The organism is Kitasatospora sp. NPDC059327, assembly GCF_042752535.1.
Classification (GTDB): domain Bacteria; phylum Actinomycetota; class Actinomycetes; order Streptomycetales; family Streptomycetaceae; genus Kitasatospora.
The window spans coordinates 1-20,748 of sequence record NZ_JBHYYB010000129.1 but is presented as its reverse complement, the minus strand read 5'-3'; the positions used below and the strand labels follow the sequence as shown (position 1 = coordinate 20,748).

Annotated in this window: 19 protein-coding genes and 2 pseudogenes; 15 read left to right on the top strand and 6 right to left on the bottom strand. The window is 73.3% G+C overall.

Translation table 11 applies throughout. The features are described 5' to 3' along the window. Positions 1 to 294: 294 nt before the first annotated feature. Complete coding sequence (locus tag ACFXHB_RS40160; RefSeq protein WP_380581315.1) at positions 295 to 1,890, top strand: glycosyltransferase family 87 protein; 1,596 nt, start codon at positions 295 to 297, stop codon at positions 1,888 to 1,890. Between the two features lie 37 nt (positions 1,891 to 1,927). On the opposite strand, the gene ACFXHB_RS40155 is transcribed toward ACFXHB_RS40160, so the two are convergent. The 3 genes from ACFXHB_RS40155 to ACFXHB_RS40145 all read right to left on the bottom strand — a co-directional run bounded on the left by ACFXHB_RS40155 (position 1,928) and on the right by ACFXHB_RS40145 (position 4,639). Continuing rightward, positions 1,928 to 2,962, bottom strand: a complete 1,035-nt coding sequence (locus ACFXHB_RS40155) for an alanine racemase (protein ID WP_380581313.1) — start codon at positions 2,960 to 2,962, stop codon at positions 1,928 to 1,930. A 43-nt stretch (positions 2,963 to 3,005) separates the two neighbouring features. Further along, a complete protein-coding gene (locus tag ACFXHB_RS40150) occupies positions 3,006 to 4,124 on the bottom strand; it encodes a lipid II:glycine glycyltransferase FemX (protein ID WP_380581311.1) in 1,119 nt (372 codons plus the stop codon). A 215-nt stretch (positions 4,125 to 4,339) separates the two neighbouring features. Further along, positions 4,340 to 4,639, bottom strand: a complete 300-nt coding sequence (locus ACFXHB_RS40145) for a hypothetical protein (RefSeq protein WP_380581309.1) — start codon at positions 4,637 to 4,639, stop codon at positions 4,340 to 4,342. A gap of 300 nt (positions 4,640 to 4,939) precedes the next feature. Between ACFXHB_RS40145 and rpsF the strand changes: the two genes are divergently transcribed. From rpsF to rplI, 4 genes are all read left to right on the top strand, one after another. Next, positions 4,940 to 5,230: a 30S ribosomal protein S6 gene (gene rpsF, locus ACFXHB_RS40140; RefSeq protein WP_380581307.1), complete on the top strand. Its 291-nt coding sequence runs from the start codon at positions 4,940 to 4,942 to the stop codon at positions 5,228 to 5,230. 96 nt (positions 5,231 to 5,326) lie between these two features. Beyond that, complete coding sequence (locus ACFXHB_RS40135) at positions 5,327 to 5,935, top strand: single-stranded DNA-binding protein (RefSeq protein WP_380581305.1); 609 nt, start codon at positions 5,327 to 5,329, stop codon at positions 5,933 to 5,935. Between the two features lie 79 nt (positions 5,936 to 6,014). Next, positions 6,015 to 6,251, top strand: coding sequence for a 30S ribosomal protein S18 (gene rpsR, locus ACFXHB_RS40130; protein ID WP_030304537.1), 237 nt, complete (start codon positions 6,015 to 6,017; stop codon positions 6,249 to 6,251). Positions 6,252 to 6,268: 17 nt separating this feature from the next. Beyond that, entirely contained in the window at positions 6,269 to 6,715 is a 447-nt protein-coding gene (gene rplI / locus ACFXHB_RS40125) for a 50S ribosomal protein L9 (protein WP_380581303.1), read from the top strand. A 99-nt stretch (positions 6,716 to 6,814) separates the two neighbouring features. Here the strand turns inward: rplI and ACFXHB_RS40120 are convergent, their stop codons facing one another. Continuing rightward, positions 6,815 to 8,143: an MATE family efflux transporter gene (locus tag ACFXHB_RS40120; protein WP_380581301.1), complete on the bottom strand. Its 1,329-nt coding sequence runs from the start codon at positions 8,141 to 8,143 to the stop codon at positions 6,815 to 6,817. Positions 8,144 to 8,723: 580 nt separating this feature from the next. Here ACFXHB_RS40120 and dnaB point away from each other — a divergent pair. Next, entirely contained in the window at positions 8,724 to 10,214 is a 1,491-nt protein-coding gene (gene dnaB, locus ACFXHB_RS40115) for a replicative DNA helicase (RefSeq protein WP_380581317.1), read from the top strand. Between the two features lie 74 nt (positions 10,215 to 10,288). Here dnaB and manA read toward each other — a convergent pair whose 3' ends face one another. Continuing rightward, positions 10,289 to 11,488, bottom strand: a complete 1,200-nt coding sequence (manA, locus tag ACFXHB_RS40110; RefSeq protein WP_380581299.1) for a mannose-6-phosphate isomerase, class I — start codon at positions 11,486 to 11,488, stop codon at positions 10,289 to 10,291. 308 nt (positions 11,489 to 11,796) lie between these two features. Here manA and ACFXHB_RS40105 point away from each other — a divergent pair, with 308 nt between their 5' ends. Further along, positions 11,797 to 12,558, top strand: a complete 762-nt coding sequence (locus ACFXHB_RS40105) for a polyprenol monophosphomannose synthase (RefSeq protein WP_380581297.1) — start codon at positions 11,797 to 11,799, stop codon at positions 12,556 to 12,558. Between the two features lie 182 nt (positions 12,559 to 12,740). Here ACFXHB_RS40105 and ACFXHB_RS40100 read toward each other — a convergent pair whose 3' ends face one another. Then, the gene (locus tag ACFXHB_RS40100; protein ID WP_380581295.1) at positions 12,741 to 13,148 is read right to left on the bottom strand and encodes a winged helix-turn-helix transcriptional regulator; all 408 of its coding nucleotides are present in this window, start codon (positions 13,146 to 13,148) and stop codon (positions 12,741 to 12,743) included. A 106-nt stretch (positions 13,149 to 13,254) separates the two neighbouring features. Here ACFXHB_RS40100 and ACFXHB_RS40095 point away from each other — a divergent pair, with 106 nt between their 5' ends. From ACFXHB_RS40095 to ACFXHB_RS40060, 8 genes and pseudogenes are all read left to right on the top strand, one after another. Beyond that, positions 13,255 to 13,890: an FMN-dependent NADH-azoreductase gene (locus ACFXHB_RS40095; protein ID WP_380581293.1), complete on the top strand. Its 636-nt coding sequence runs from the start codon at positions 13,255 to 13,257 to the stop codon at positions 13,888 to 13,890. Positions 13,891 to 14,022: 132 nt separating this feature from the next. Continuing rightward, on the top strand, positions 14,023 to 15,036 hold the full coding sequence (locus ACFXHB_RS40090) for an MBL fold metallo-hydrolase (protein WP_380581291.1): 1,014 nt from the start codon (positions 14,023 to 14,025) through the stop codon (positions 15,034 to 15,036). Positions 15,037 to 15,088: 52 nt separating this feature from the next. Next, positions 15,089 to 16,057: pseudogene (locus ACFXHB_RS40085) on the top strand (NTP transferase domain-containing protein). Next, positions 16,054 to 17,262 carry a molybdopterin molybdotransferase MoeA gene (locus ACFXHB_RS40080; protein WP_380581289.1) on the top strand — a complete coding sequence of 403 codons (1,209 nt, stop codon included), beginning with the start codon at positions 16,054 to 16,056 and terminating at the stop codon, positions 17,260 to 17,262. The pseudogene ACFXHB_RS40085 and the gene ACFXHB_RS40080 overlap by 4 nt, the downstream one beginning before the upstream one ends. After that, positions 17,259 to 18,311, top strand: a complete 1,053-nt coding sequence (locus ACFXHB_RS40075) for a potassium channel family protein (RefSeq protein ID WP_380581287.1) — start codon at positions 17,259 to 17,261, stop codon at positions 18,309 to 18,311. The genes ACFXHB_RS40080 and ACFXHB_RS40075 overlap by 4 nt, the downstream gene beginning before the upstream one ends. Before the next feature lie 25 nt (positions 18,312 to 18,336). Next, a complete protein-coding gene (locus tag ACFXHB_RS40070) occupies positions 18,337 to 18,900 on the top strand; it encodes a YbaK/EbsC family protein (RefSeq protein ID WP_380581285.1) in 564 nt (187 codons plus the stop codon). Positions 18,901 to 19,011: 111 nt separating this feature from the next. Further along, complete coding sequence (locus ACFXHB_RS40065) at positions 19,012 to 19,989, top strand: NAD(P)H-quinone oxidoreductase (protein WP_380581283.1); 978 nt, start codon at positions 19,012 to 19,014, stop codon at positions 19,987 to 19,989. A 165-nt stretch (positions 19,990 to 20,154) separates the two neighbouring features. After that, positions 20,155 to 20,748 (top strand): annotated as a pseudogene (locus ACFXHB_RS40060) (hypothetical protein); the annotation flags it as partial.

The following is a 20,748-nucleotide window of genomic DNA, read 5'->3' as shown; positions in this document are numbered from 1 at the left end:
CCTGGCCCTGACGGTCGGGCGCCGCCCCCCTGGTCAGGGGCCCCTCCCCCGGGGCCCCCCCCCCGGCGCCGCCCCTTGCTCAACGGGGGTGGCGCCCCTCTTCGGAGGGCCGCCACCGCCGTTTCGTCGTCGCGGTCCGCCGCACGGCCCGCACGGCCCGCACGGCCCGCACGGCCCGCGCGGGCCTCGTCATTTTCGTCATTCTCGTCATTTGGGCATGAAACGCCGGATCCGGCCGGGGCCGCTCAGGGGGCCTCCTCGTCCTGCCGCGGGAGGTGCGGCAGGATGTCCGGCATGACGTCGAGCGCTCGTGACGAATCCGTCGGCCAGACCGGGCCCATCGAGGCCTCCGGGCCAGCTCCGGCGGCGCCCGCCACGGCCGCCGCCACGGCCGAGCCGCCCACCAACACCGTGGTGGTCCCGGCGGACGAGGACCCGGTGGCCGCGGCCGGCAGCGAGGTGATCGGCGGCCCGCCCGGCCGGCGCGCGCTGCTGGGCGTCTCCTGGTGGATCCCGGCGCGCTTCCTGGCGCTGGTGGTGATCGTGGTCTCGGTGCTGGGCATGGCGCAGAAGCTGCCCTGCTACGACGCCGCCTGGTTCCAGCCGGGTTCGCCGCAGTACATCCACGCCTGTTACAGCGACATCCCGCACCTCTTCTCCGGGCGCGGCTTCGCGGCCGGCCTGCACCCCTACGTGGACCGCATCCCGGGCACCTCGGGTGATCTGCAGTACCTCGAATACCCCGTGCTGACCGGCCTGTTCATGCAGATCGCGGCCTGGCTGACGCCCGGTGGCGGCTCGAACCAGCAGCAGGAGCAGTGGTTCTGGGCGATCAACGCGGGCCTGCTGATGGCCTGCGCGGTGGTCGCCGTGGTCGCGCTCTCCCGCACCCACCGACGCCGCCCCTGGGACGCGTTGATGTTCGCGCTCGCCCCCTGCCTGCTGCTGAACGCCACCGTCAACTGGGACCTGCTGGCGGTCGCGCTGGCGGCCGTCGGGATGGCCTGGTGGGCCGGCTCGCGGCCGGTCTGGGCCGGTGTCTTCATCGGGCTGGCCACCGCGGCCAAGCTCTATCCGCTGCTGCTGATCGGCCCGCTGCTGCTGCTCTGCTGGCGGGCCGGGCGCTGGCGCGAGTTCCGGCTGATGCTGGGCGGCGCGGTCGGTGCCTGGCTGCTGGTCAATCTGCCGATCATGATCGCCAACTGGCAGGGCTGGTCGACCTTCTACGTCTTCAGCAAGCACCGCACCGAGGACTACGGCTCGTTCTGGCTGATCCTGATGCAGAGCCGCGGCGTCGGACTGGAGAACCTGGACACCTTCATCGCGGTGCTGATGGTGCTCGCCTGCCTGGGCATCGCCTGGCTGACCCTCTCGGCACCCCGCCGGCCGCGCTTCGCCCAGCTGGCCTTCCTGGTGGTGGCGGCCTTCATCCTGTTCAACAAGGTGTACTCGCCGCAGTACGCGCTCTGGCTGCTGCCGCTCGCGGTGCTGGCCCGGCCGCGCTGGCGGGACTTCCTGATCTGGCAGGCCTGCGAGGTGCTCTACACCCTGGGCATCTGGTCGCACCTGGGCTTCGTCACCGGGCCCAAGCAGCACGGGATCGGCGAGTCCTGGTACCACTTCGCCATCGTGCTGCACCTGCTCGGCACGCTCTACCTGTGCGGCATGGTGATCCGCGACATCCTGCTGCCCGACCGCGACCCGGTGCGCTGGGACGGTACCGACGACCCGTCCGGCGGGGTGCTCGACCGCGCCCCGGACGTCTTCGTGGTCGGCACCGCCCGGCAGCTGGGCGAGGAGGCGAGCTACGCCGCCTTCGCGCCGGGCGGCTCCGACCAGTGGTTCGACGAGGAGCCGTCCATCCAGGAGACGATCGGCACCAAGCCGTAGCGGCGGCGGGCCCGTCCGTCCGGGCCCGCGGCACGCTCTAGCGGTCCACCACGCGGTCGAAGTGCGTGGTGGTGTGCCGGACCTGCAGGACGAGTTCGTCACCGATCACCGGCGGCTTGGTCTCGTTGTCCAGGAGGAGCAGCGAGACCTGCATGTGCGGCGGCTCGGCGAACCAGAGCTGCTTGCCGGCCCAGTTGAACGGCGACTTGGTCTTGTTGACCGTCGCCAGACCGGCCCGGGCGATGCCCTTGGCCCGCGAGGACATCCCCTGGACGTACTTGGGCGCCTCCAGGCCGATGCCGTGCGCGGTGCCGCCGGCGACCACCAGCAGGTGGCCGTCGGACGGCGCCGGGTGCTGGCGGTAGCCGTAGCGGTCGCCCTTCGCGACCGGGGTGACGTCCAGCACCGTGGCCCGGACCTCCAGCGCGCCGTGGTCGCCGAGCCAGAGCCGGGTGCCGATCCGGGCCCGGAAGACGGTGTCCGGGTAACGCTGGGCCAGCTTCTCCATGCCCGCCGCGCCGAGGTGGCTGACGAACACGGTGTGCACCGGGATCCCGGCCGCCCGGGCGCCGTCCACCCAGTGGACGACCTCGTCCACCGGGTCGGAGCCGTCCGGCCGGTCCATCGGCAGGTGCAGGGCCAGGCCCTCGAAGGAGACGCCGTCCAGCTCGGCGGCGACCGCCGGCAGGTCGGCCGCGCCGACCCCGTGCCGGCGCATGGTGGTCATGCACTCCACCACCACCCGGGCGCCGTGCAGCGCGCGCAGCCCGTCCAGGCTCGCCACCGTCCGGATCACCCGGGCGTGCGGCAGCGGCAGGACCTCCTCGCCGACCCGGTACGGGGTGAGCACCAGCAGTTCGCCGCCGTACCAGTCGGCCGCGTCGGCCGCCTCGTAGGCGGTGCCGACCGCCAGGACGCCGGTGCCGAGCAGGGTCGCCTCCTCGGCGAGCCGATGGTTGCCCAGGCCGTAGCCGTTGCCCTTCGCCACCGGTACCAGACCGGGGAACTCGGCCAGGACGGAGCGCTGGTGGGTGCGCCAGCGTTCGGTGTCGAGGTAGAGCGACAGCGTCATCGGGTCATCTCCCAGGGGGTGTTGGGCACGGCGGACAAGCGGCTCAGCGGCGCGACATGTAGAGGTCGAGCGCCTTGTGCAGCAGCTTGTTGAGCGGGAAGTCCCACTCGCCGAGGTACTCGGCGGCCTGGCCGCCGGTGCCGACCTTGAACTGGATCAGGCCGAACAGGTGGTCGTTCTCGTCCAGGGTGTCGCTGATCCCGCGCAGGTCGTACACACCGCCGCCGAGCGCGTAGGAGTCGCGCATCATCCTCCACTGGATCGCGTTGGAGGGCTTGACCTCGCGCTTGTGGTTGGCCGAGGCGCCGTAGGAGTACCAGACGTGCTCGCCGACCACCAGCATCGTGGTCGCGGCCAGCGGCTCGCCCTCGTGGTAGGCGATGTAGAGCCGCATGCGGTTCGGGTCCTCCGAGGTGAGGGCCTTCCACATGCGTTGGAAGTACGCCAGCGGGCGCGGGGTGAAGCGGTCGCGCTCGGCGGTCACCAGGTACAGCTGGTGGAAGATCGGCAGCTCGTCGTAGCCGCCCTGGATCACCTCGACGCCGCTCTTCTCGGCCTTCTTGATGTTGCGGCGCCAGAGCTGGTTGAAGCCCTTCTGGATGTCGTCCAGCGAGCGGTTGGCCAGCGGCACCTGGAAGACGTAGCGCGGCTGGACGTCGCCGAAGCCGGCGCCGCCGTCCTCGCCCTGCAGCCAGCCGGCCTTGCGGAGCCGGTCGGCCACCTCGAAGGCCCGCGGCTCGTACCAGTCGGCCTCGATGTCACGCAGCCGCTTGGCCTGCTTGCCGGCGATGGCCTCCTTGATGGTCGGCGCGTTCCAGCGGCGGATCACCACCGGCGGGCCCATCTTCACCGAGAACGCGCCCTGCGACTTGAGGTGCGCCAGCATCGGGGAGAGCCAGCGGTCGAGGTCGCGGTCGAACCAGTCGATCACCGGTCCCTCGGGCAGGTACGCCAGGTACCGCTTGACCTTCGGCAGCTGCCGGTAGAGGACCAGGCCGGCGCCGACGATCTGGTTCGACTCGTCGATCCAGCCGATCGACTCGGTGCGCCACTCCGCCTTCACGTCGCCCCAGGACGGCACCTGCATGTGGCTGGCAGAGGCGCGGCTCCTGATGAAGGCGAGATGCTCCTCGCGGGTGATCGTCCTCAGGCGCAGGCTCATGCTCGGTGCTCCTCGTCGGTCGGGCTGCGGTGGGCCCCAGGTTCTCGGGCTGACCCTATCGTCCGGGGCACCGGCGCCCGCGGCTGCGGGCGTGGCGGCGCCCCCGTCGCGTACCTGTCCCACTGAGTAGGTACGCGACGGGGGCGCCGAGGGTTCCGGGACCGGATGGATCGGATGGATCGGACGGATCGGGCGGATGAGGCGGGATGGGGCGGCTAGCCCCAGAGGCCGCCGTGGGCGATGCCGAGGTAGAAGCCGAACGCGGACGCGGTGAGGCTGATCACCAGGACGAAGCGTTCGGCCGTGGTGACGGAGACGAACTGTCCCCAGAGGCCGGTGGCGATGCCGAAGAGCCCGCTCCAGGAGCTCAGCAGATGCAGGTTGTGGAAGAACGAGGTCGTGAAGGCCAGCACACCCAGCAGCGCGGTGATGCCGACCAGGGCGTTCTCGCGGGGGTGCCGGTGGCCGTCGGTATTCAGGGTGAGGGCGGGGAACCGGTGGATGGTCTGGGCCATGAGTCCCACCTCCTGGCGGGGAGACGAACGAGCAGGAAACCCGTTCCGTCCAGATTGCGGCGATTGGGGCGCGGATCACAACCCCTATGCATTTTGTTCGGCCGTCCGGGTGCGAGTACGCTGTGCAGTCTGCACTGGTGTAGTTGTGCCCCCTTGCGCCCTCTTACGGGTGGACGGGGCTCGAATGTCGGACCCGGCCGCTACGGTGAGCCGGTGTCGTCACTCCTCCGGTGCGACGCTGCACAACCCTCCTGCCACGGAGAGACCGTGGCCGCTGAGTCCAAAGGAGGTGGGTTACACATGCGTCACTACGAGCTGATGGTCATCCTCGACCCCTCGGTTGAGGAGCGCGCTGTCGCCCCCCTGATCGAGAACTTCCTCACTGTCGTCCGCAACGGCGGCGGCAAGGTGGAGAAGGTCGACACCTGGGGCCGTCGCCGTCTGGCTTACGAGATCAACAAGCAGTCCGAGGGCATCTACTCGGTCATCGACCTCAAGGCCACGCCTGAGATCGTCAAGGAGCTCGACCGCCAGCTTGGCCTGAGCGAGTCGGTTCTGCGGACCAAGGTCCTGCGCCCGGACACCCACTGAGCCACCTCTGAGGCCTTCGGGCCTCGGGTAGCTCGCGTCCGCTGTTTCACGTGAAACAGCGGTGAACGGAACTCTTCCGGAGAGGTCACCACCACCATGGCAGGCGAGACCGTCATCACCCTCGTCGGCAATCTCGTCGACGACCCCGAGCTGCGCTTCACCCCGTCGGGTGCGGCGGTCGCGAAGTTCCGCATCGCGTCCACTCCCCGCACCTTCGACCGTCAGACGAACGAGTGGAAGGACGGCGAGAGCCTCTTCCTCACGTGCAACGTCTGGCGGCAGCCGGCGGAGAACGTCGCCGAGTCGCTGCAGCGCGGCATGCGCGTCATCGTGCAGGGCCGACTGCGCCAGCGGTCTTACGAGACCAAGGAAGGCGAGAAGCGGACGGTCTTCGAGGTCGAGGTCGACGAGGTGGGCCCGAGCCTGCGCTCGGCGACCGCGAAGGTCACCCGGGCCAACCGGTCCGGCGCTCCCGGCGGTGGCGGCGGCTTCGGCGGCGGCGGCCAGCAGGGCGGCGGCGGCCAGGGCGGCAACTGGGGCGGCGGTGGCGGCCAGCAGGGTGGCAACTGGGGTGGAAACTCCGGTGGCCAGTCCGGCCCGTCCGACGACCCGTGGGCGTCCAGCGCTCCCTCTGGTGGAAACCAGGGTGGCGGCAGCTGGGGCGCTCCGTCCGGCGGCGGCTTCTCGGAAGAGCCCCCGTTCTAAGAGCTGACAGATTTCGTGCGGTCCGGCGGCCGGCGTCGCGAGACGCCTGCCGGGCCGTGAACCCCAAATGGAGCACACAATGGCGAAGCCGCCTGCTCGCAAGCCGAAGAAGAAGGTTTGCGTCTTCTGCAAGGACAAGGTCAACTACGTTGACTACAAGGACACGAACCTGCTGCGGAAGTTCATCTCCGACCGCGGCAAGATCCGTGCCCGCCGGGTGACCGGCAACTGCACCCAGCACCAGCGTGACGTCGCCACGGCCGTGAAGAACAGCCGTGAGATGGCGCTGCTGCCCTACACCAGCACCGCGCGCTAAGAGAGGGTGACCAAGTAATGAAGATCATCCTCACGCACGAGGTGCCGGGTCTCGGCTCTGCCGGCGAGGTCGTCGAGGTCAAGGACGGCTACGCCCGCAACTTCCTGGTTCCGCGTGGCTTCGCCATCCGCTGGACCAAGGGTGGCCAGAAGGACGTCGACGCCATCCGTCGCGCCCGCAAGATCCACGAGATCCAGACCCTTGAGGCCGCCACCGAGGTCAAGGGCAAGCTCGAAGGCGTCCAGGTCAAGCTGGCCGTTCGCTCGGGCGAGGCCGGCCGTCTGTTCGGTTCGGTGACCCAGGCCGATGTCGTCGAGGCCATCAAGGCCGCCGGCGGTCCGGTCGTGGACAAGCGCGCCGTCGCGATCGCCTCGCCGATCAAGACCGTGGGCACCCACAAGGTCTCGGTCAAGCTGCACGCCGATGTCCAGGCCAACCTCGACGTCGCCGTCGTCGCTGCCTGAGCTCCGTAGCTGTGGCCCGAGGGCCGGTCTCCCCCTCCGGGGAGGCCGGCCCTCGGTCGTTCCCGGGCCGCCGCCGGCGGGCCCGGGCCCCCGCTGGGCTCAGGCCCGGACCGCGCCGGTGACCAGCCACTTGCCGCTCCGGGCCCGCTGGGCCAGGAACGCCGCGCGGACCAGCATGAACAGGTTCATCGCCCACCAGAGCCCGGCCAGTCCGGTGCCGCTGGCGGGGACCGCGAGGGCCGCCGGGGCGAAGACCGCGAGCGTGGCGAGCATCGCCCAGGCCAGGTAGGGGCCGTCACCCGCGCCCATCAGCACCCCGTCCAGCACGAAGACCAGACCGGCCACCGGCTGGCTGAGCGCGAGCAGCAGCAGGACGGTGTTCAGCTGCCCCTGCACCACCGGGTCGGGGGTGAACAGCGGGACGTACAGCGGTCGGGCGACCACCACCAGCAGGCCGAGCAGCACACCGGAGCCGACGCCCCACTCGATCATCCGCCGGGTGGCCGCCCTCGCCCCGGTGACGTCGTCGGCGCCCAGGTGGCGGCCGATGATCGCCTGCCCGGCGATGGCGATGGCGTCCAGCGCGAAGGCGATGAAGAGGAACACCGTCATGGCGATCTGGTGCGCCGCGATCGCGTCGTCGCCGAGCCCGGCGGCGACGGCGGTGGCGATCATCAGGATCGCGCGCAGGCTCAGCGTGCGGACCATCAGCGGACCGCCGGCCCGGGCGCAGGCCCGGATGCCCGCCGCGTCCGGCCGCAACGAGGCACGCTCCCGGCGGGCCCCGCGGACCACCACGACGAGGTAGGCGGCCGCCATCCCGGTCTGGGCCAGGACGGTGCCCCAGGCCGAGCCGGCCACTCCGAGCCCGGCGCCGTACACCAGGGCGGCGTTCATGGCGAGGTTGGCGGCGAACCCCGCGACCGCCACCACCAGCGGTGTCCGGGTGTCCTGGAGCCCGCGCAGCACCCCGGTGGCGGCCATCACCATCAGCATCGCGGGGATGCCGAGCGCGCTGATCCGCAGATACGTCACGGCGTAGGGCGCGGCGGTGGCCGAGGCGCCCAGCAGATCGGCCACCCAGGGCGCCAGCAGCAGGGTCAGGGCGACCACGCCGAGGGACAGCGCGAGCGCCAGCCAGATGCCGTCGATGCCCTGCTGGACGGCGGCCCGGCGGTCCCCGGCGCCGATCCGGCGGGCGACCGCGGCGGTGGTGGCGTAGGCGAGGAAGACGAACACCCCGGTGGCCGTGGTGAGCGCGGCCGAGGCGACACCCACACCGGCCAGCTGGGGGGTGCCGAGGTGGCCCACGATGGCCGAGTCGGCCAGCAGGAACAGCGGCTCGGCGACCAGGGCGCCGAAGGCCGGGACGGCGAGGGCGAGGATCTCCCGGTCGTACCGGCGGCGGTCGAGGGTGGGGGCGGTCATGGGGACAAGGCTACTCATCCACAGGTAATGACCGCCAGGGGGTTTGAAGTGTTACTCGAAATCTTGAGCGGCCCCGGTGCGGCGGTGTGTGTCCACGGCCACCCGGCTGCGTGTGAAGAATTTCTCATGCACAGCCCCGGGAAGAGGTAATCCCAGGTCAGTAAGTTGACAGTAGATCGATGGTCTGGTTATCCACAGGGCTTTCCACAGGGGCGTCCACAGGTTTGCGGCACTTCTCCACAGCCTCCGGCCGGTCGTCCACACCCCCTGTGGATAACCGCCTTGGCTGAAGGGCTCCCGGCGCCTTAGCGTGGGCTCTCCGCCCGACACTCCCACCCGCCCCGGCGTCCGATTTGTCGGTGCGGTGGCGTAGAAAGAGGAGCGCGGCTCCGCTCCACCCAGCCACCGGCAAGGCCCGCTCCAACTCGCACCACTCGCTGATCGGGGAACACGCGTGACCGGCCCCCAGTACGACGACCACGACGCCCCGCCGCCGGAGGAGGACTGGCAGACCGCGGACGATCCGTTCCCCGTCGGCGCCTTCGCCGACGCGCCCTTCCCGGACGGCCCCGGCGACCGTTTGCCGGTCGCGCGCGGGCGCGGTCAGGGTCCGGGGTCCGGTTCGGGATCCGCTTCGGGATCCGGCTCGGGTGGCTTCCAGAAGGGCGGCAAGGGTTCGGGCGGCTTCCAGCGCGACGGCGGCAAGCGCCGCCAGGACGACGAGGACGAGCGCTCCGGCGCCGACGGCTTCGAGCGGGTGCCCCCGCAGGACCTCGCCGCCGAGCAGTCCGTCCTCGGCGGCATGCTGCTCTCCAAGGACGCCATCGCCGATGTGGTCGAGGTGCTCAAGCCGGCCGACTACTACCGGCCCGCCCACGAGCTGATCCACGGCGCGATCCTCGACCTCTACGCCCGCGGCGAGCCGGCCGACCCGATCACGGTGGCCGGCGAGCTGACCAAGCGCGGCGAACTCGTCCGGGTCGGCGGCCCCGGCTACCTGCACACCCTGGTCAACTCCGTCCCGACCGCGGCCAACGCCGAGTACTACGCCGAGATCGTCCACGAGCGCGCGGTGCTGCGCCGCCTGGTCGAGGCCGGCACCCGGATCGCGGGCATGGGCTACGCCGCCGAGGGTGACGTCGACGAGATCGTCAACGCGGCCCAGGCGGAGATCTACGCCGTCACCGAGCAGCGGACCAACGAGGACTACGCGCCGCTCTCCGACATCATGGAGGGCGCTCTCGACGAGATCGAGGCGATCGGCTCCCGCAACGGCCAGATGTCCGGTGTCCCCACCGGCTTCGCCGACTTCGACCAGCTCACCAACGGTCTGCACCCGGGCCAGATGATCGTCATCGCCGCCCGTCCGGCCATGGGCAAGTCGACGCTGGCCCTGGACTTCGCGCGTGCCTGCTCGATCCAGAACAAGCTGCCGAGCGTGATCTTCTCGCTCGAAATGGGGCGCAACGAGATCGCCATGCGGCTGCTCTCGGCCGAGGCCCGGGTGGCGCTGCACCACATGCGCTCCGGCAACATGACGGACGACGACTGGACGCGGGTCGCCCGCCGGATGCCGGACGTCAGCGAGGCCCCGCTGTTCATCGACGACTCGCCGAACCTGTCGATGATGGAGATCCGCGCCAAGTGCCGCCGGCTGAAGCAGCGCAACGACATCAAGCTGGTCGTCATCGACTACCTCCAGCTGATGCAGTCCGGTGGCTCCCGCCGGGCGGAGAACCGCCAGCAGGAGGTCTCCGACATGTCGCGAAACCTGAAGCTGCTGGCCAAGGAGCTGGAGGTGCCGGTGATCGCGCTCTCCCAGCTGAACCGTGGTCCCGAACAGCGCACCGACAAGCGGCCGATGGTCTCCGACCTGCGTGAGTCCGGCTCGATCGAGCAGGACGCCGACATGGTCATCCTGCTCCACCGCGAGGACGCCTACGAGAAGGAGTCGCCGCGCGCCGGCGAGGCCGACCTGATCGTCGCGAAGCACCGTAACGGCCCGACGGCCACCATCACGGTGGCCTTCCAGGGCCACTACTCGCGCTTCGTCGACATGACGCGGGACTGACCGCGCCGTCCCGACCGTGCGTAGGGCCCGTACCCGGGTGGGGTACGGGCCCTACGGGTACCGGGGCGCCGGGGTCAGAGGGTGACGGTGGCGCGGAACACGGTGGCGCCGGTGCCGTCGACCGTGGTGACGGTGCCGGTCGCGGGGAGGAACGCCGACTCGCCGCGGGCGAGGTCCAGGGTGCTGCCGTCGGCGGCGGTGAGCCGGGCGGCGCCGGCGGTGCAGAGCAGGATCTGCGGGGCCCGGCCGTCGAGTCGGGCCCGACCGTCGTCCAGGGTGAAGCGGGAGAGCCGGAACTCGTCGACGGGAACGGGGTAGAGCTCCTCGCCGGGGGTGTCCGCGACGGCCGTGGGCAGCAGCGACTCCGGTGCGCCGGAGGTGAACCGCACCACCTTGAGCAGCTCCGGCACGTCGATGTGCTTGGGCGTGAGCCCGGCCCGCAGGACGTTGTCGGAGTTGGCCTGCAACTCGACGCAGACGCCGTGCAGATAGGCGTGCGGGACGCCCGCGCCGAGGTAGAGCGCCTGGCCGGGGCGGAGCCGGACGGCGTTCAGCAGCAGGCCGGCGAGCAGGCCGCGGTCGCCGGGGAACTCGCGGGTGATCCGGCCGTACAGCGCGTACGGGCCGTCCGGGTCGCCGGCGGCGGCCTTGTCCACCGCCTCGGCGGTGTCCCGGACGGTCGCGGCGGCGGTGGCGTCGTCCATGGTGAGCACGGCGGCCAGGGTGGCGCGCAGCGCCTCGGCCTCGTCCTCGGCGCCCAGCAGCGCGATCAGCGGGTCGAGCGCGGGTACCTCCAGGCCGGCCAGCAGGGCGGCGGCCCCGGCCGGTGTGCGGAACCCGCAGAGACCGTCGAACTCGTCGAGCGCGCAGATGAGTTCGGGCTTGTGGTTGGCATCGCGGTAGCTGCGGTGGGGGGCGTCGGAGGGGATGCCCAGGGCGTTCTCGGCGGCGTACCCGGCGCGCGCCTGGTCCAGGCTGGGGTGGGCCTGGATGGAGAGCGGGATGCCGGCGGCCAGGACTTTGAACAGGAACGGCAGGGTGGGGCCGAACCGGGCCACGGTGGCGGCGCCCAGCTCGCCCTCCGGGTCGGCGGCGATGAGCTCGTCCAGCGGGCGGGGCCCCTCGCCCCGGTCGGCGCGGGAGGGCGCGCCGGGGTGGGCGCCCATCCACAGCTCGGCCTGCGGTTCCCCGGTCGGTTCCTGTCCGAGCAGCTCGGGGAGCGCGGTGAGCGACCCCCAGGCGTACGGGCGGACTGTGTTGACGAGCCTGTCCATGCGCGCGGTCCTGCTCCTTCGCTGCAGTCGCTGGTGTGCCGGATCGCCGGGAGACGGCCCGGCGAGCGGGTGGTCCGGGCAGAGGCTGGGCGTCGACCCTAGCCGACCGGTGCCGTCGGGAGGGAAACGGCCGTGGTCGGCGGGGAGTGCCCCGGGCGTACCGGCTGTTCGAGGACGCGGTAGTAGAATGCCAGGACGCAGTAGTTTCCACAGTGGTTTCCAGGTCGGCGGGATGCCGACGGGGACTGCGTCCCAGAGTGCGGGCAACGGTGACTGGCACTTCCCGCCACCGGCCGAGAGGTTTGTACGTGACCGTGAACCAGCAGAGTTTTGCTGATCTCGGCAGGGTGCTGGTGATCATTCCGACGTTCAACGAGGCGGAGAACGTCGAGCGGATCGTCGGACGGGTCCGCGCCGCCGTGCCCGAGGTCCACGTCCTGGTCGCCGACGACAACAGCCCCGACGGCACCGGTGAGCTGGCCGACAAGTTGGCCGCCGAGGACTCGCACGTGCAGGTCATGCACCGCCGGGGCAAGGAGGGGCTGGGCGCCGCCTACCTGGCGGGCTTCCGCTGGGGCATCGACCACGGCTACGACGTCCTGGTCGAGATGGACGCGGACGGCTCGCACCAGCCCGAGGAACTGAACCGGCTGCTGAGCGCGCTGCGCGGCGCCGACCTGGTGCTCGGTTCGCGGTGGGTGCCGGGCGGCCGGGTGGTGAACTGGCCGAAGTCGCGCCTGCTGCTCTCGCGCGGCGGTTCGACGTACTCGCGGCTCATGCTGGACGTGCCGATCCGCGACGTCACCGGCGGCTACCGGGCCTTCCGCAAGGAGACGCTGCTCGGTCTGGGCATGGACGAGGTCGCCTCGGCCGGCTACTGCTTCCAGGTCGACCTGGCCTGGCGCACGGTGAAGGCCGGCTTCAAGGTGGCCGAGGTGCCGATCACCTTCGTGGAGCGCGAGCTGGGGGCGTCCAAGATGAGCCGGCACATCGTGCTGGAGGCGCTCTGGCGCGTCACCTCCTGGGGCGTCGCCGACCGGTTCGCCAAGTTGACCGGCCGCAAGGGCTGACCGGCCGCGGGGGCCGGCCGAAGGCCCGATGATCCGACGGCCCACTGATCCGACGACGCCCGGGCCCGCCTGTCCTCCGACAGGCGGGCCCGGGCGTTTCGTGCGTTCCGAGGCCGAGGTGGCCGAGGTGGCCGGTGCGGCAGGCGCGGCAGGAGTGGCCGGCGCCGTGGGCGCGCGGCGGTTCAGCAGGAGCCGGGCGGCCTGAGGGCGCTGTCCGGCAGGTACTGGTCGGCCCAGACGGCGAGTTCGGTGAGCGCCGGGCGCAGGGCCGCGCCCGCCTCGGTGAGGCGGTAGCTGACGCGCAGCGGCGGGCCCTCGTCGACCTGGCGCAGCACGAGCCCGGCGTCGGCCAGCTCGGTGAGGCGGTCGGAGAGCATCCGCTCGCTGATGCCGGGGACGGTGCGGCGCAGTTCGGAGAAGTAGCCGGGCCCGTTGTTGGTGAGGACGGCCACGATCAGGCCGGTCCAGCGCTTGCCGAGCAGGGTGAAGACCCGGGTCAGCGCGATCTCGCTGCCGGTGCAGACGGGCGCGGCCTCCCCGCACTCCACGGGCGTGGCGTGGACCTGGGCGGTCACCTCGTGCTGGGCCATGGGTACAGCGTACCGGTCCGTCTACTAGTGACTGCAGAAAAGTAAGCTGCTACGGTACTTGCAGCTGCGGCGGAAAGAGCAGCTGCTTACTTGATGGAGGTTCGCCATGCCCACTCTGCTGCACATCGACTCGTCCGCGTTCACCGACGGCTCCGTCTCCCGCGAGGTCTCGGCCGCCTACCGGGCCGCCTGGCAGGCCCAGCACCCGGACGGCGTGGTGATCCACCGCGACCTCGCCGCCCAGCAGCTGCCGCACCTGGACGCCCACGGCATCTCCGCCGCCTTCACCCCGGCCGACGGGCGCGACCCCGAGCAGGCGGCCGCCTTCGCCCTGCGCGAGGAGCTGATGGCGGAGCTGGAGCAGGCCGACGCGATCGTGATCGGCACCCCGATGTACAACTTCACGATCCCGTCCAGCCTCAAGGCCTGGCTGGACCAGGTGATCCTGATGGGCCGCACGGCGGGCGACACCCCCTCGGCGGCGGGCACGCCGGTGACGGTGGTCGCGGCACGCGGCGGCTCGTACGCGCCCGGCGCCCCGCGGGAGCCGTACGAGTTCGTCACCACCTACCTGGAGAAGGTGCTGACCGGGATGCTCGGGCTGGAGGTCGACTTCATCGTCCCCGAGTTCACCCTGGCGGCGACCGTGCCCGCGATGGCCGACTTCGTGCAGCAGGCCGCCGACTCCAAGGCCCGGGCACTGGAGGACGCGGCGCGCCGGGCGAAGGCGCCGGCCGCCTGACCGGGGCTCCGACGGGCTCCGGGCACGACCGGGAAGGCGCGCCCGCCGGGCGCGCCTTCCGCGCAATCGGCGGGCGGTGCTCCCATGCTGTAGGGCGCAGGGAGTCCGCGCGCCGACCGGAGGGAGCAGCCAGTGACGTCGTCCTCGCCCGAGGGGAGCGCCGACGCGGAGCACGCGGGCGCCGCGGCCGGCGACCTCGCCGGGGCCGACCGGGCCGCGGGGACCACCGGCCCCGAGCCGGCCGGTGCCCGGCCGTTGGAGACCGCCGTCTTCACCGGTCCCGAGTCGGCCTTCTTCGCCACCTCCACGCTGATCCTCGGTGAGCGCACCGCGATCCTGGTCGACGCCCAGCTGACCCGCAGCGCCGGCCGTGAGCTGGCCGAGTGGGTGGCCGGCAAGAACCGCCGGCTGCTGGCCATCGTGGTCACCCACCACCACCCGGACCACTACTTCGGCGCCGAGGAGGTGCTGAAGCTCTTCCCGGAGGCGCGGCTGCTGGCCGCGCCGCCGGTGGTGGACGGCATCCTGCGCACCGCCGCCGCCAAGGTCGCCCAGTGGAAGCCGGTGTACGGCGACGACATCCCCGACCACCCGCTGGTGCCCGCGCCGCTGCTGCCCCAGCCGTTGATGGTCGACCGCCAGGTGATCCCGGTGCTGCTGCTCGGCCAGGGCGACTGCGAGGGCTCCACGGTCGTCCACGTGCCGAGCATCCGCACCGTGATCGCCGGTGACTTCGTCTACAACGGCACCCACGTGTGGACGGCCGACACCACCCCGGACCAGCGCACCGCCTGGGTAGGCAACCTCGGCCGGATCGCCGCGCTCGGCGCGGAGCGGGTGATCGCCGGCCACCGGGCGCCCGAGCAGGACGACGACGCGGCCCGGGTGCTCGCCTTCACCGGCGACTACCTGCGGGACTTCGACCGGTTGCTGGCCGAGGGCCCGGCCGACGCGGAGGAACTGGTCGCGGCGGTGGGCGAGCGGTACGGGGAGCTGACCCTGCCGGCCATCCTGGAGCTGAGCGCCGCCGCCAACCTGGCCCGCCGCCCGGCCCCGGAGGACGACGGAGTGGTGGTCCGCCGGGCCCCGGAGGAGGACGACGGGATCGTCGACGCCGAGATCGTCGACGAGGACCCCGAGGACTGACCCCGAGGACCGACCCCGAGGACCGACCCGGTCCCGGGCGGATACTGGCGGCATGACGCCGTACGACGTGATCGTGCCGGCCGGGGGCGCCGCCCGCCGGCTCGGCGGCACGGACAAGCCCGCGCTGACCGTCGGCGGGCGGGCGCTGCTCGACCGGGTGCTCGCCGCCGCCGCCGGGGCCCGCACCACCGTGGTGGTCGGTCCGGCCAGGCCCACCGTCCGGACCGGGGTCCGCTGGACCCGGGAGCGGCCGCCCGGCGGCGGTCCGGTGGCGGCCGTCGCGGCGGGCCTGGCCGAGGTGACGGCCGAGGTGGTGCTGCTGCTCGCCGCCGACCTGCCGTTCCTGGACGAGCGGACCGTCGGCCGGCTGGTCGCGGCCCTCGCCGGGGCGGGGCCGGCGACCGGGGCCGTCGTCCTGGTCGACGCCGCCGGACACGACCAGCCGCTCGCCGCCGCCTACCGCACCGCCGCGCTGCGCGCCGCGCTGGCGGCCGCCGGGGAGCCGGCCGGGCTGCCGCTGCGCCGGCTGACCGGCGGCCTGCGCACCCTCCGGCTGGCCGACACCGACGACGTCACCCACGACTGCGACACCTGGGAGGAGCTGGAGCGGGCCCGCGAGCGCGACCGCCGGTAGCGGCCGCGGCGGGCGGGACAGGGCCCCGCGCACGGGCCCGGTGGCCCGTCGTGCGGGAAACGACGCGCGTCTGCCACCGGGGAAACATCACGGGGAAACCGCCGATCAGGCAGCATGGGGCCCATGGAGCGCACGCTGGATGACTGGATGGCCGAGGTCCGGGCCGAACTGGGGATCGACCTGGACGTCGACGTCCCCGGACTGCTCGACCTCGCCCGGGTGGTCGCGCACGGGGTGGCCCGGCCGGCCGCGCCGCTGACCGCCTTCCTGATCGGCTACGCGGCCGCGCAGCGCGGTGGGGGCCCGGAGGCCGTCGCCGAGGCGTCCCGGCGCACCGCCGACCTCGCCGCGCGCTGGACGGCGGCGGCCGGGCCGGAGCACCCGTGAGCACCGTCGAGGAGGCCGCGGTGCCCGGCCGGCGTTCCGCCGCCCGGTCCCTGACCTGGCCGCGGGCCAGGGCCGCCGCCCGCCGGGCCGGGCTGAACCCGCTCCCGCCGCAGCGACTGGACCTGGCCGACGCGCTGGGCCGGACCCTCGCCGAACCGCTCACCGCCCTCACCGACCTGCCCTCCTTCGACACCTCGGCGATGGACGGCTGGGCCGTCGCCGGACCGGGCCCCTGGCGGGTCGTCGGGCGGGTGCTGGCCGGGCAGCCGAGCGTGCCGCCGCTGGCCGACGGCGCGGCCGCCGAGATCGCCACCGGTGCCCGGCTCCCGTCCGGGGCCACCGCGGTGCTCCGCCGCGAGCACGGTGAGCGGGTCGGAGCCCTGCTGCACGACCGCGGCCCGGGCTCGCTGACCACCGGTCAGGACGTCCGCCCGCGCGGGCAGGAGTGCCGCCGCGGCGAGGCGCTGCTGGCCGCCGGCACCCCGGTCGGACCGGCCGTGCTGGGCCTGGCCGCGGCCTGCGGCTACGACCTGCTGGCGGTCCGCCGCCGCCCGGTCGTCGAACTCCTCGTCCTCGGCGACGAACTGCTCGGCTTCGGGATCCCTGGGTCCGGCCTGGTCCGGGACGCGCTCGGCCCGCTGCTGCCGCCCTGGCTGCGGGCGGCCGGGGCCGAGGTGGGGGAGGCGCGGTCCGTCCGCGACGACTTCGGACTGCTCCGGGACGCCGTCCGGCACTCCACCGCCGATGTGGTGATCACCACCGGCGGGACGGCCGCCGGGCCGGTCGACTACCTGCACCGGGCCCTGGCCGAGGCCGGCGGCCGGTTGCTGGTGGACGGCGTCGCCGTCCGCCCCGGCCACCCGATGCTGCTCGCCGAGCTCCCGGGCGGCCGGCACCTGGTGGGCCTGCCGGGCAACCCGCTGGCCGCGGTGGCCGGCACCGTCACCCTCGCCCTGCCGCTGCTGTACGCCCGGGGCGGCCGGTCCACCGGCGAGCCGGACCTCGCGCTCGCCGCCGTCGACCTGGCCGGTCACCCGGCCGACACCCGGTTGCTGCCGGTGCGCCGCACCGTCCACGGCGTGGTCCCGCTGGCCTTCGACGGCCCGGCGATGCTGCGCGGTCTGGCCCGCGCCGAGGCGCTCGCCGTGGTGGCGCCCGGCGGCGCGGCGGCCGGCGACACCGTCGAACTCCTGGAGGTCCCGTGAGCGGGCGTCGCCGCGAATCGCCCCTGCGCCCGGTGACCCCCGGCACCGAGCCGTGGGCGGACGCCGGCATCGTGCTGCCCGCGCGGCCGTCCGCGCCCGCCGTCCGGCAGGTCGGCTCACGGCTGCTGGTGGCGCTCGCCGTGCTGGTGGCCACCACCGTGATCGTCTGGTTGGACCGGGCCGGCTACAACGACAACGCCGGCGGCGGGCTGAGCTTCCTGGACGCGGCGTACTACGCCACCGTGACGCTCTCCACCACCGGGTACGGCGACATCACCCCGTTCAGTGACAGCGCCCGGCTCACCAATATCTTCGTGATCACTCCGCTGCGCGTGGTCTTCCTGATCATCCTGGTCGGCACGACCTTGGAAGTGCTCACCGAACGCACCCGCCAGCAGTGGCGGTTGAACCGCTGGAGGTCCACCGTGCGCGAGCACACCGTCGTGATCGGCTACGGCACCAAGGGGCGCAGCGCCGTCGACACCCTGCTCGGCCAGGGGGTGCGCAAGGAGGACATCGTGGTGGTCGACCCGCAGCGCAAGGTGATCGACCAGGCCGCCCAGCACGGGCTGGTGGGGGTGGTCGGCGACGCGACCCGGACCGACACTCTGCTGCGCGCCGGACTGCCCGCGGCCGCGCGGGTGGTGGTGGCGCCCGAGCGCGACGACACCGCCGTCCTGATCACGCTGACCGCGCGCCAGCTCACCAAGGCCGCCACCGTGGTCGCGGCCGTCCGGGAGGACGAGAACGCGCCGCTGCTGCGGCAGAGCGGCGCCGATGTGGTGGTGACCAGCTCCAGTTCGGCGGGCCGGCTGCTCGGCATGTCGATGCTCAGCCCGCACGCCGGCGCGGTGATGGAGGACCTGCTCACCTACGGCAACGGCCTGGACGTGATCGAGCGCCCGGTGACCCGGGCCGAGGCGGGGCACGGCCCGCGCGCGTGCGAGGACCTCGTGGTCGCGGTGGTCCGGGGCCGCCGGGTGATCAACTACACCGAGCCGGAGGCCCAGGTGCTCCAGCTCACCGACCGGGTGATCGTCATCAAGTGATCTGGCGGTGGCTACAGTTCGTCCCATGACTGAGCAACCGCAGCCCCCGTTCGGCACGTTCGAGACGGTCGCCCCGGCCCTGGAGGTCGTCGGGCTCCTCGCCCGGCCGGTGGCCGAGGCCCTCGGGAGCTGGGACGACCGGGAGGCCGCCCGGTCCGTGCTCTACGTGGACACCGACCCGGAGAAGGCGGACACCGCGGTGTTCTGCGAGACCTACGGGGTGCCGTTGGAGGCGTCGGCGAACTGCGTGGTGGTCGCCGCCAAGCGCGGCGGGGAGACCACGCAGGCCGCCTGCGTGGTGCTCGCCCACACCCGGCTGGACGTGAACCAGGCCGTCCGCCGGCGCCTGGAGGCGCGCAAGGCCTCGTTCGCGCCGATGGACGCGGCGGTCGAGCGGACGGGGATGGAGTACGGCGGCATCACCCCGGTCGGGCTGCCGGCCGACTGGCCGCTGCTGATCGACGAGGCGGTGGCCCGGGCGCCGTACGTGCTGGTGGGAAGCGGGCGGCGGCGGGGCAAGCTGATCCTGCCGGGCCGGGCGCTGGCGGCCCTGCCGGGCGCCGAGGTGCTGGCCGGGCTGGCGGGCTGAGCCGGACGCTCCCACCGGGCCGGGCCGGCGGGCGCACTGGCCCGGGCCGGTGCCGCCGCCGACCGCGCGGGGCGCCCCCGCGCGGCCGCCGGGACGCAGTAGCTTCGGGTCATGCATGCGATGACGATTCCTGAACCCGGCGGGCCCGAGGCACTGGTCTGGGCCGAGGTGCCGGAGCCGGTGCCCGGTGACGGCGAGGTCCTGGTCGAGGTGGCGGCGACCGCGGTGAACCGGGCCGACCTGCTCCAGCGGCAGGGCTTCTACGATCCGCCGCCCGGCAGCTCGCCCTATCCCGGCCTGGAGTGCTCGGGTCGGATCGTCGCCCTCGGGCCCGGGGTGGCCGGCTGGGGCATCGGCGACGAGGTCTGTGCGCTGCTGTCGGGCGGCGGGTACGCGCAGCGGGTCGCGGTGCCGGTCGGTCAGCTGCTGCCGGTGCCGAAGGGGCTCACCCCGGAGGAGGCCGCCGCGCTGCCGGAGGTCGCCGCGACGGTGTGGTCCAACGTCTTCCTGGTCGCGCACCTGCGGCCGGGGGAGACGGTGCTGCTGCACGGCGGGGCCAGCGGCATCGGGACGATGGCGATCCAGCTGGCCAAGGCGGTCGGTGCCCGGGTGGCGGTGACGGCGGGCAGCGCCGAGAAGCTGGCCCGGTGCGCCGAGCTCGGCGCCGACATCACGATCGACTACCGCGAGCAGGACTTCGTCGAGGTGCTCAGGGAGGCCACCGGCGGCGCCGGGGCGGACGTGATCCTGGACCTCATGGGCGCCGCGTACCTGCAGCGGAACGTGGACGCGCTGGCGGTCAACGGCCGGCTGGTGATCATCGGGCTGCAGGGCGGGGTGCAGGGCGAGATCAACCTCAACACGCTGCTGCGCAAGCGCGGCGCGGTGATCGCCACCAATCTGCGCGGGCGGCCGCTGGCGGAGAAGGCGGCGATCGTCGCGGCGGTGCGCGAGCACGTCTGGCCGCTGGTCGAGTCGGGCCTGGTCCGGCCGGTGATCGACCGGGTGCTGCCGCTGACCGAGGCGGCGGCCGGGCACCGGGCGCTGGAGAACGGTGAGCAGGTCGGCAAGGTGGTGCTGCGGGCCTGACGCCCTCCCGGGGGCGGCGGGGCGGCCGGGGGAGGCGGTGGTCGGGCGACGGTTGGTGCACAGTCGTTCGAAATGCCCGGAATGCCCGATTGTGTGACGCTGGTCCGGAGCTGTCCCGCCGCCGACCGCGCCTGTGCGCGGTCGGCCGTCGGAAGGACCTCGACCGTGGCCGCACCTTCGAACGCGTTCCTCGGGCCGCTGCCCACCGCGCCGTCCCAGGGCCGTACCCGGTGTCGTACCCGGGGCCGGGCCGGTACCGGCGCCCGCCGGGGCCGTCGTGGCGACCGCCGGCTGGGGCGGCTGCTGGCGATCGCGGCGCTCGGGCTCGTCCTGCCGCTGGCCGTGGTGGCGCCGGCGACGGCGGCCGCGCCGGTGCGGCCGGCCGGCCCGCAGGAGGTCGTGGGCGGGCCGGAGGCCACCGCCGGCTCCGTTCCCGCCGGCTCCGTTCCCGCCGGCTCCGTTCCCGACGACTCCGCCGCCCCGGCGGAGCCGTCGGTGCCGCCCGAGCCGGCGGAGTCGGCCGGGCCCGGTCCGGCGGCCGGTGGTGGTGCGGTGCCCGACGGGCCCGGCCGGTCCGGTTCACCGTCCGCGGGCGCCGCCCCGGTCACCGTCGAAGCCTCGCCCCCGGCCCCCGTCGCACCCTCGCCCGAGCCGGAACCCTCGCCCGGGCCGACGGCGGCGCCGAGCACGCCGCCGCCCGCGAGCACCCCGCCGGCGCCGGACCCGCGGTCGGCGGCCCCGAGCGGCCCGTCCGCCGCG

What these genes read in the sequence shown, in the direction of transcription:
- ACFXHB_RS40155 (WP_380581313.1), bottom strand. Translation starts at nt 2,962, where the DNA reads ATGACGCTGTCGCTCTACCTCGACACCGAACGCTGGCGCACCCACCAG.
- ACFXHB_RS40120 (WP_380581301.1), bottom strand. Translation starts at nt 8,143, where the DNA reads ATGACCGCCCCCACCCTCGACCGCCGCCGGTACGACCGGGAGATCCTC.
- ACFXHB_RS40150 (WP_380581311.1), bottom strand. Translation starts at nt 4,124, where the DNA reads ATGAGCCTGCGCCTGAGGACGATCACCCGCGAGGAGCATCTCGCCTTC.
- manA (WP_380581299.1), bottom strand. Translation starts at nt 11,488, where the DNA reads ATGGACAGGCTCGTCAACACAGTCCGCCCGTACGCCTGGGGGTCGCTC.
- ACFXHB_RS40160 (WP_380581315.1), top strand. Translation starts at nt 295, where the DNA reads ATGACGTCGAGCGCTCGTGACGAATCCGTCGGCCAGACCGGGCCCATC.
- ACFXHB_RS40100 (WP_380581295.1), bottom strand. Translation starts at nt 13,148, where the DNA reads ATGGCCCAGCACGAGGTGACCGCCCAGGTCCACGCCACGCCCGTGGAG.
- ACFXHB_RS40065 (WP_380581283.1), top strand. Translation starts at nt 19,012, where the DNA reads ATGCATGCGATGACGATTCCTGAACCCGGCGGGCCCGAGGCACTGGTC.
- rplI (WP_380581303.1), top strand. Translation starts at nt 6,269, where the DNA reads ATGAAGATCATCCTCACGCACGAGGTGCCGGGTCTCGGCTCTGCCGGC.
- rpsR (WP_030304537.1), top strand. Translation starts at nt 6,015, where the DNA reads ATGGCGAAGCCGCCTGCTCGCAAGCCGAAGAAGAAGGTTTGCGTCTTC.
- ACFXHB_RS40095 (WP_380581293.1), top strand. Translation starts at nt 13,255, where the DNA reads ATGCCCACTCTGCTGCACATCGACTCGTCCGCGTTCACCGACGGCTCC.
- ACFXHB_RS40070 (WP_380581285.1), top strand. Translation starts at nt 18,337, where the DNA reads ATGACTGAGCAACCGCAGCCCCCGTTCGGCACGTTCGAGACGGTCGCC.
- ACFXHB_RS40145 (WP_380581309.1), bottom strand. Translation starts at nt 4,639, where the DNA reads ATGGCCCAGACCATCCACCGGTTCCCCGCCCTCACCCTGAATACCGAC.
- rpsF (WP_380581307.1), top strand. Translation starts at nt 4,940, where the DNA reads ATGCGTCACTACGAGCTGATGGTCATCCTCGACCCCTCGGTTGAGGAG.
- ACFXHB_RS40135 (WP_380581305.1), top strand. Translation starts at nt 5,327, where the DNA reads ATGGCAGGCGAGACCGTCATCACCCTCGTCGGCAATCTCGTCGACGAC.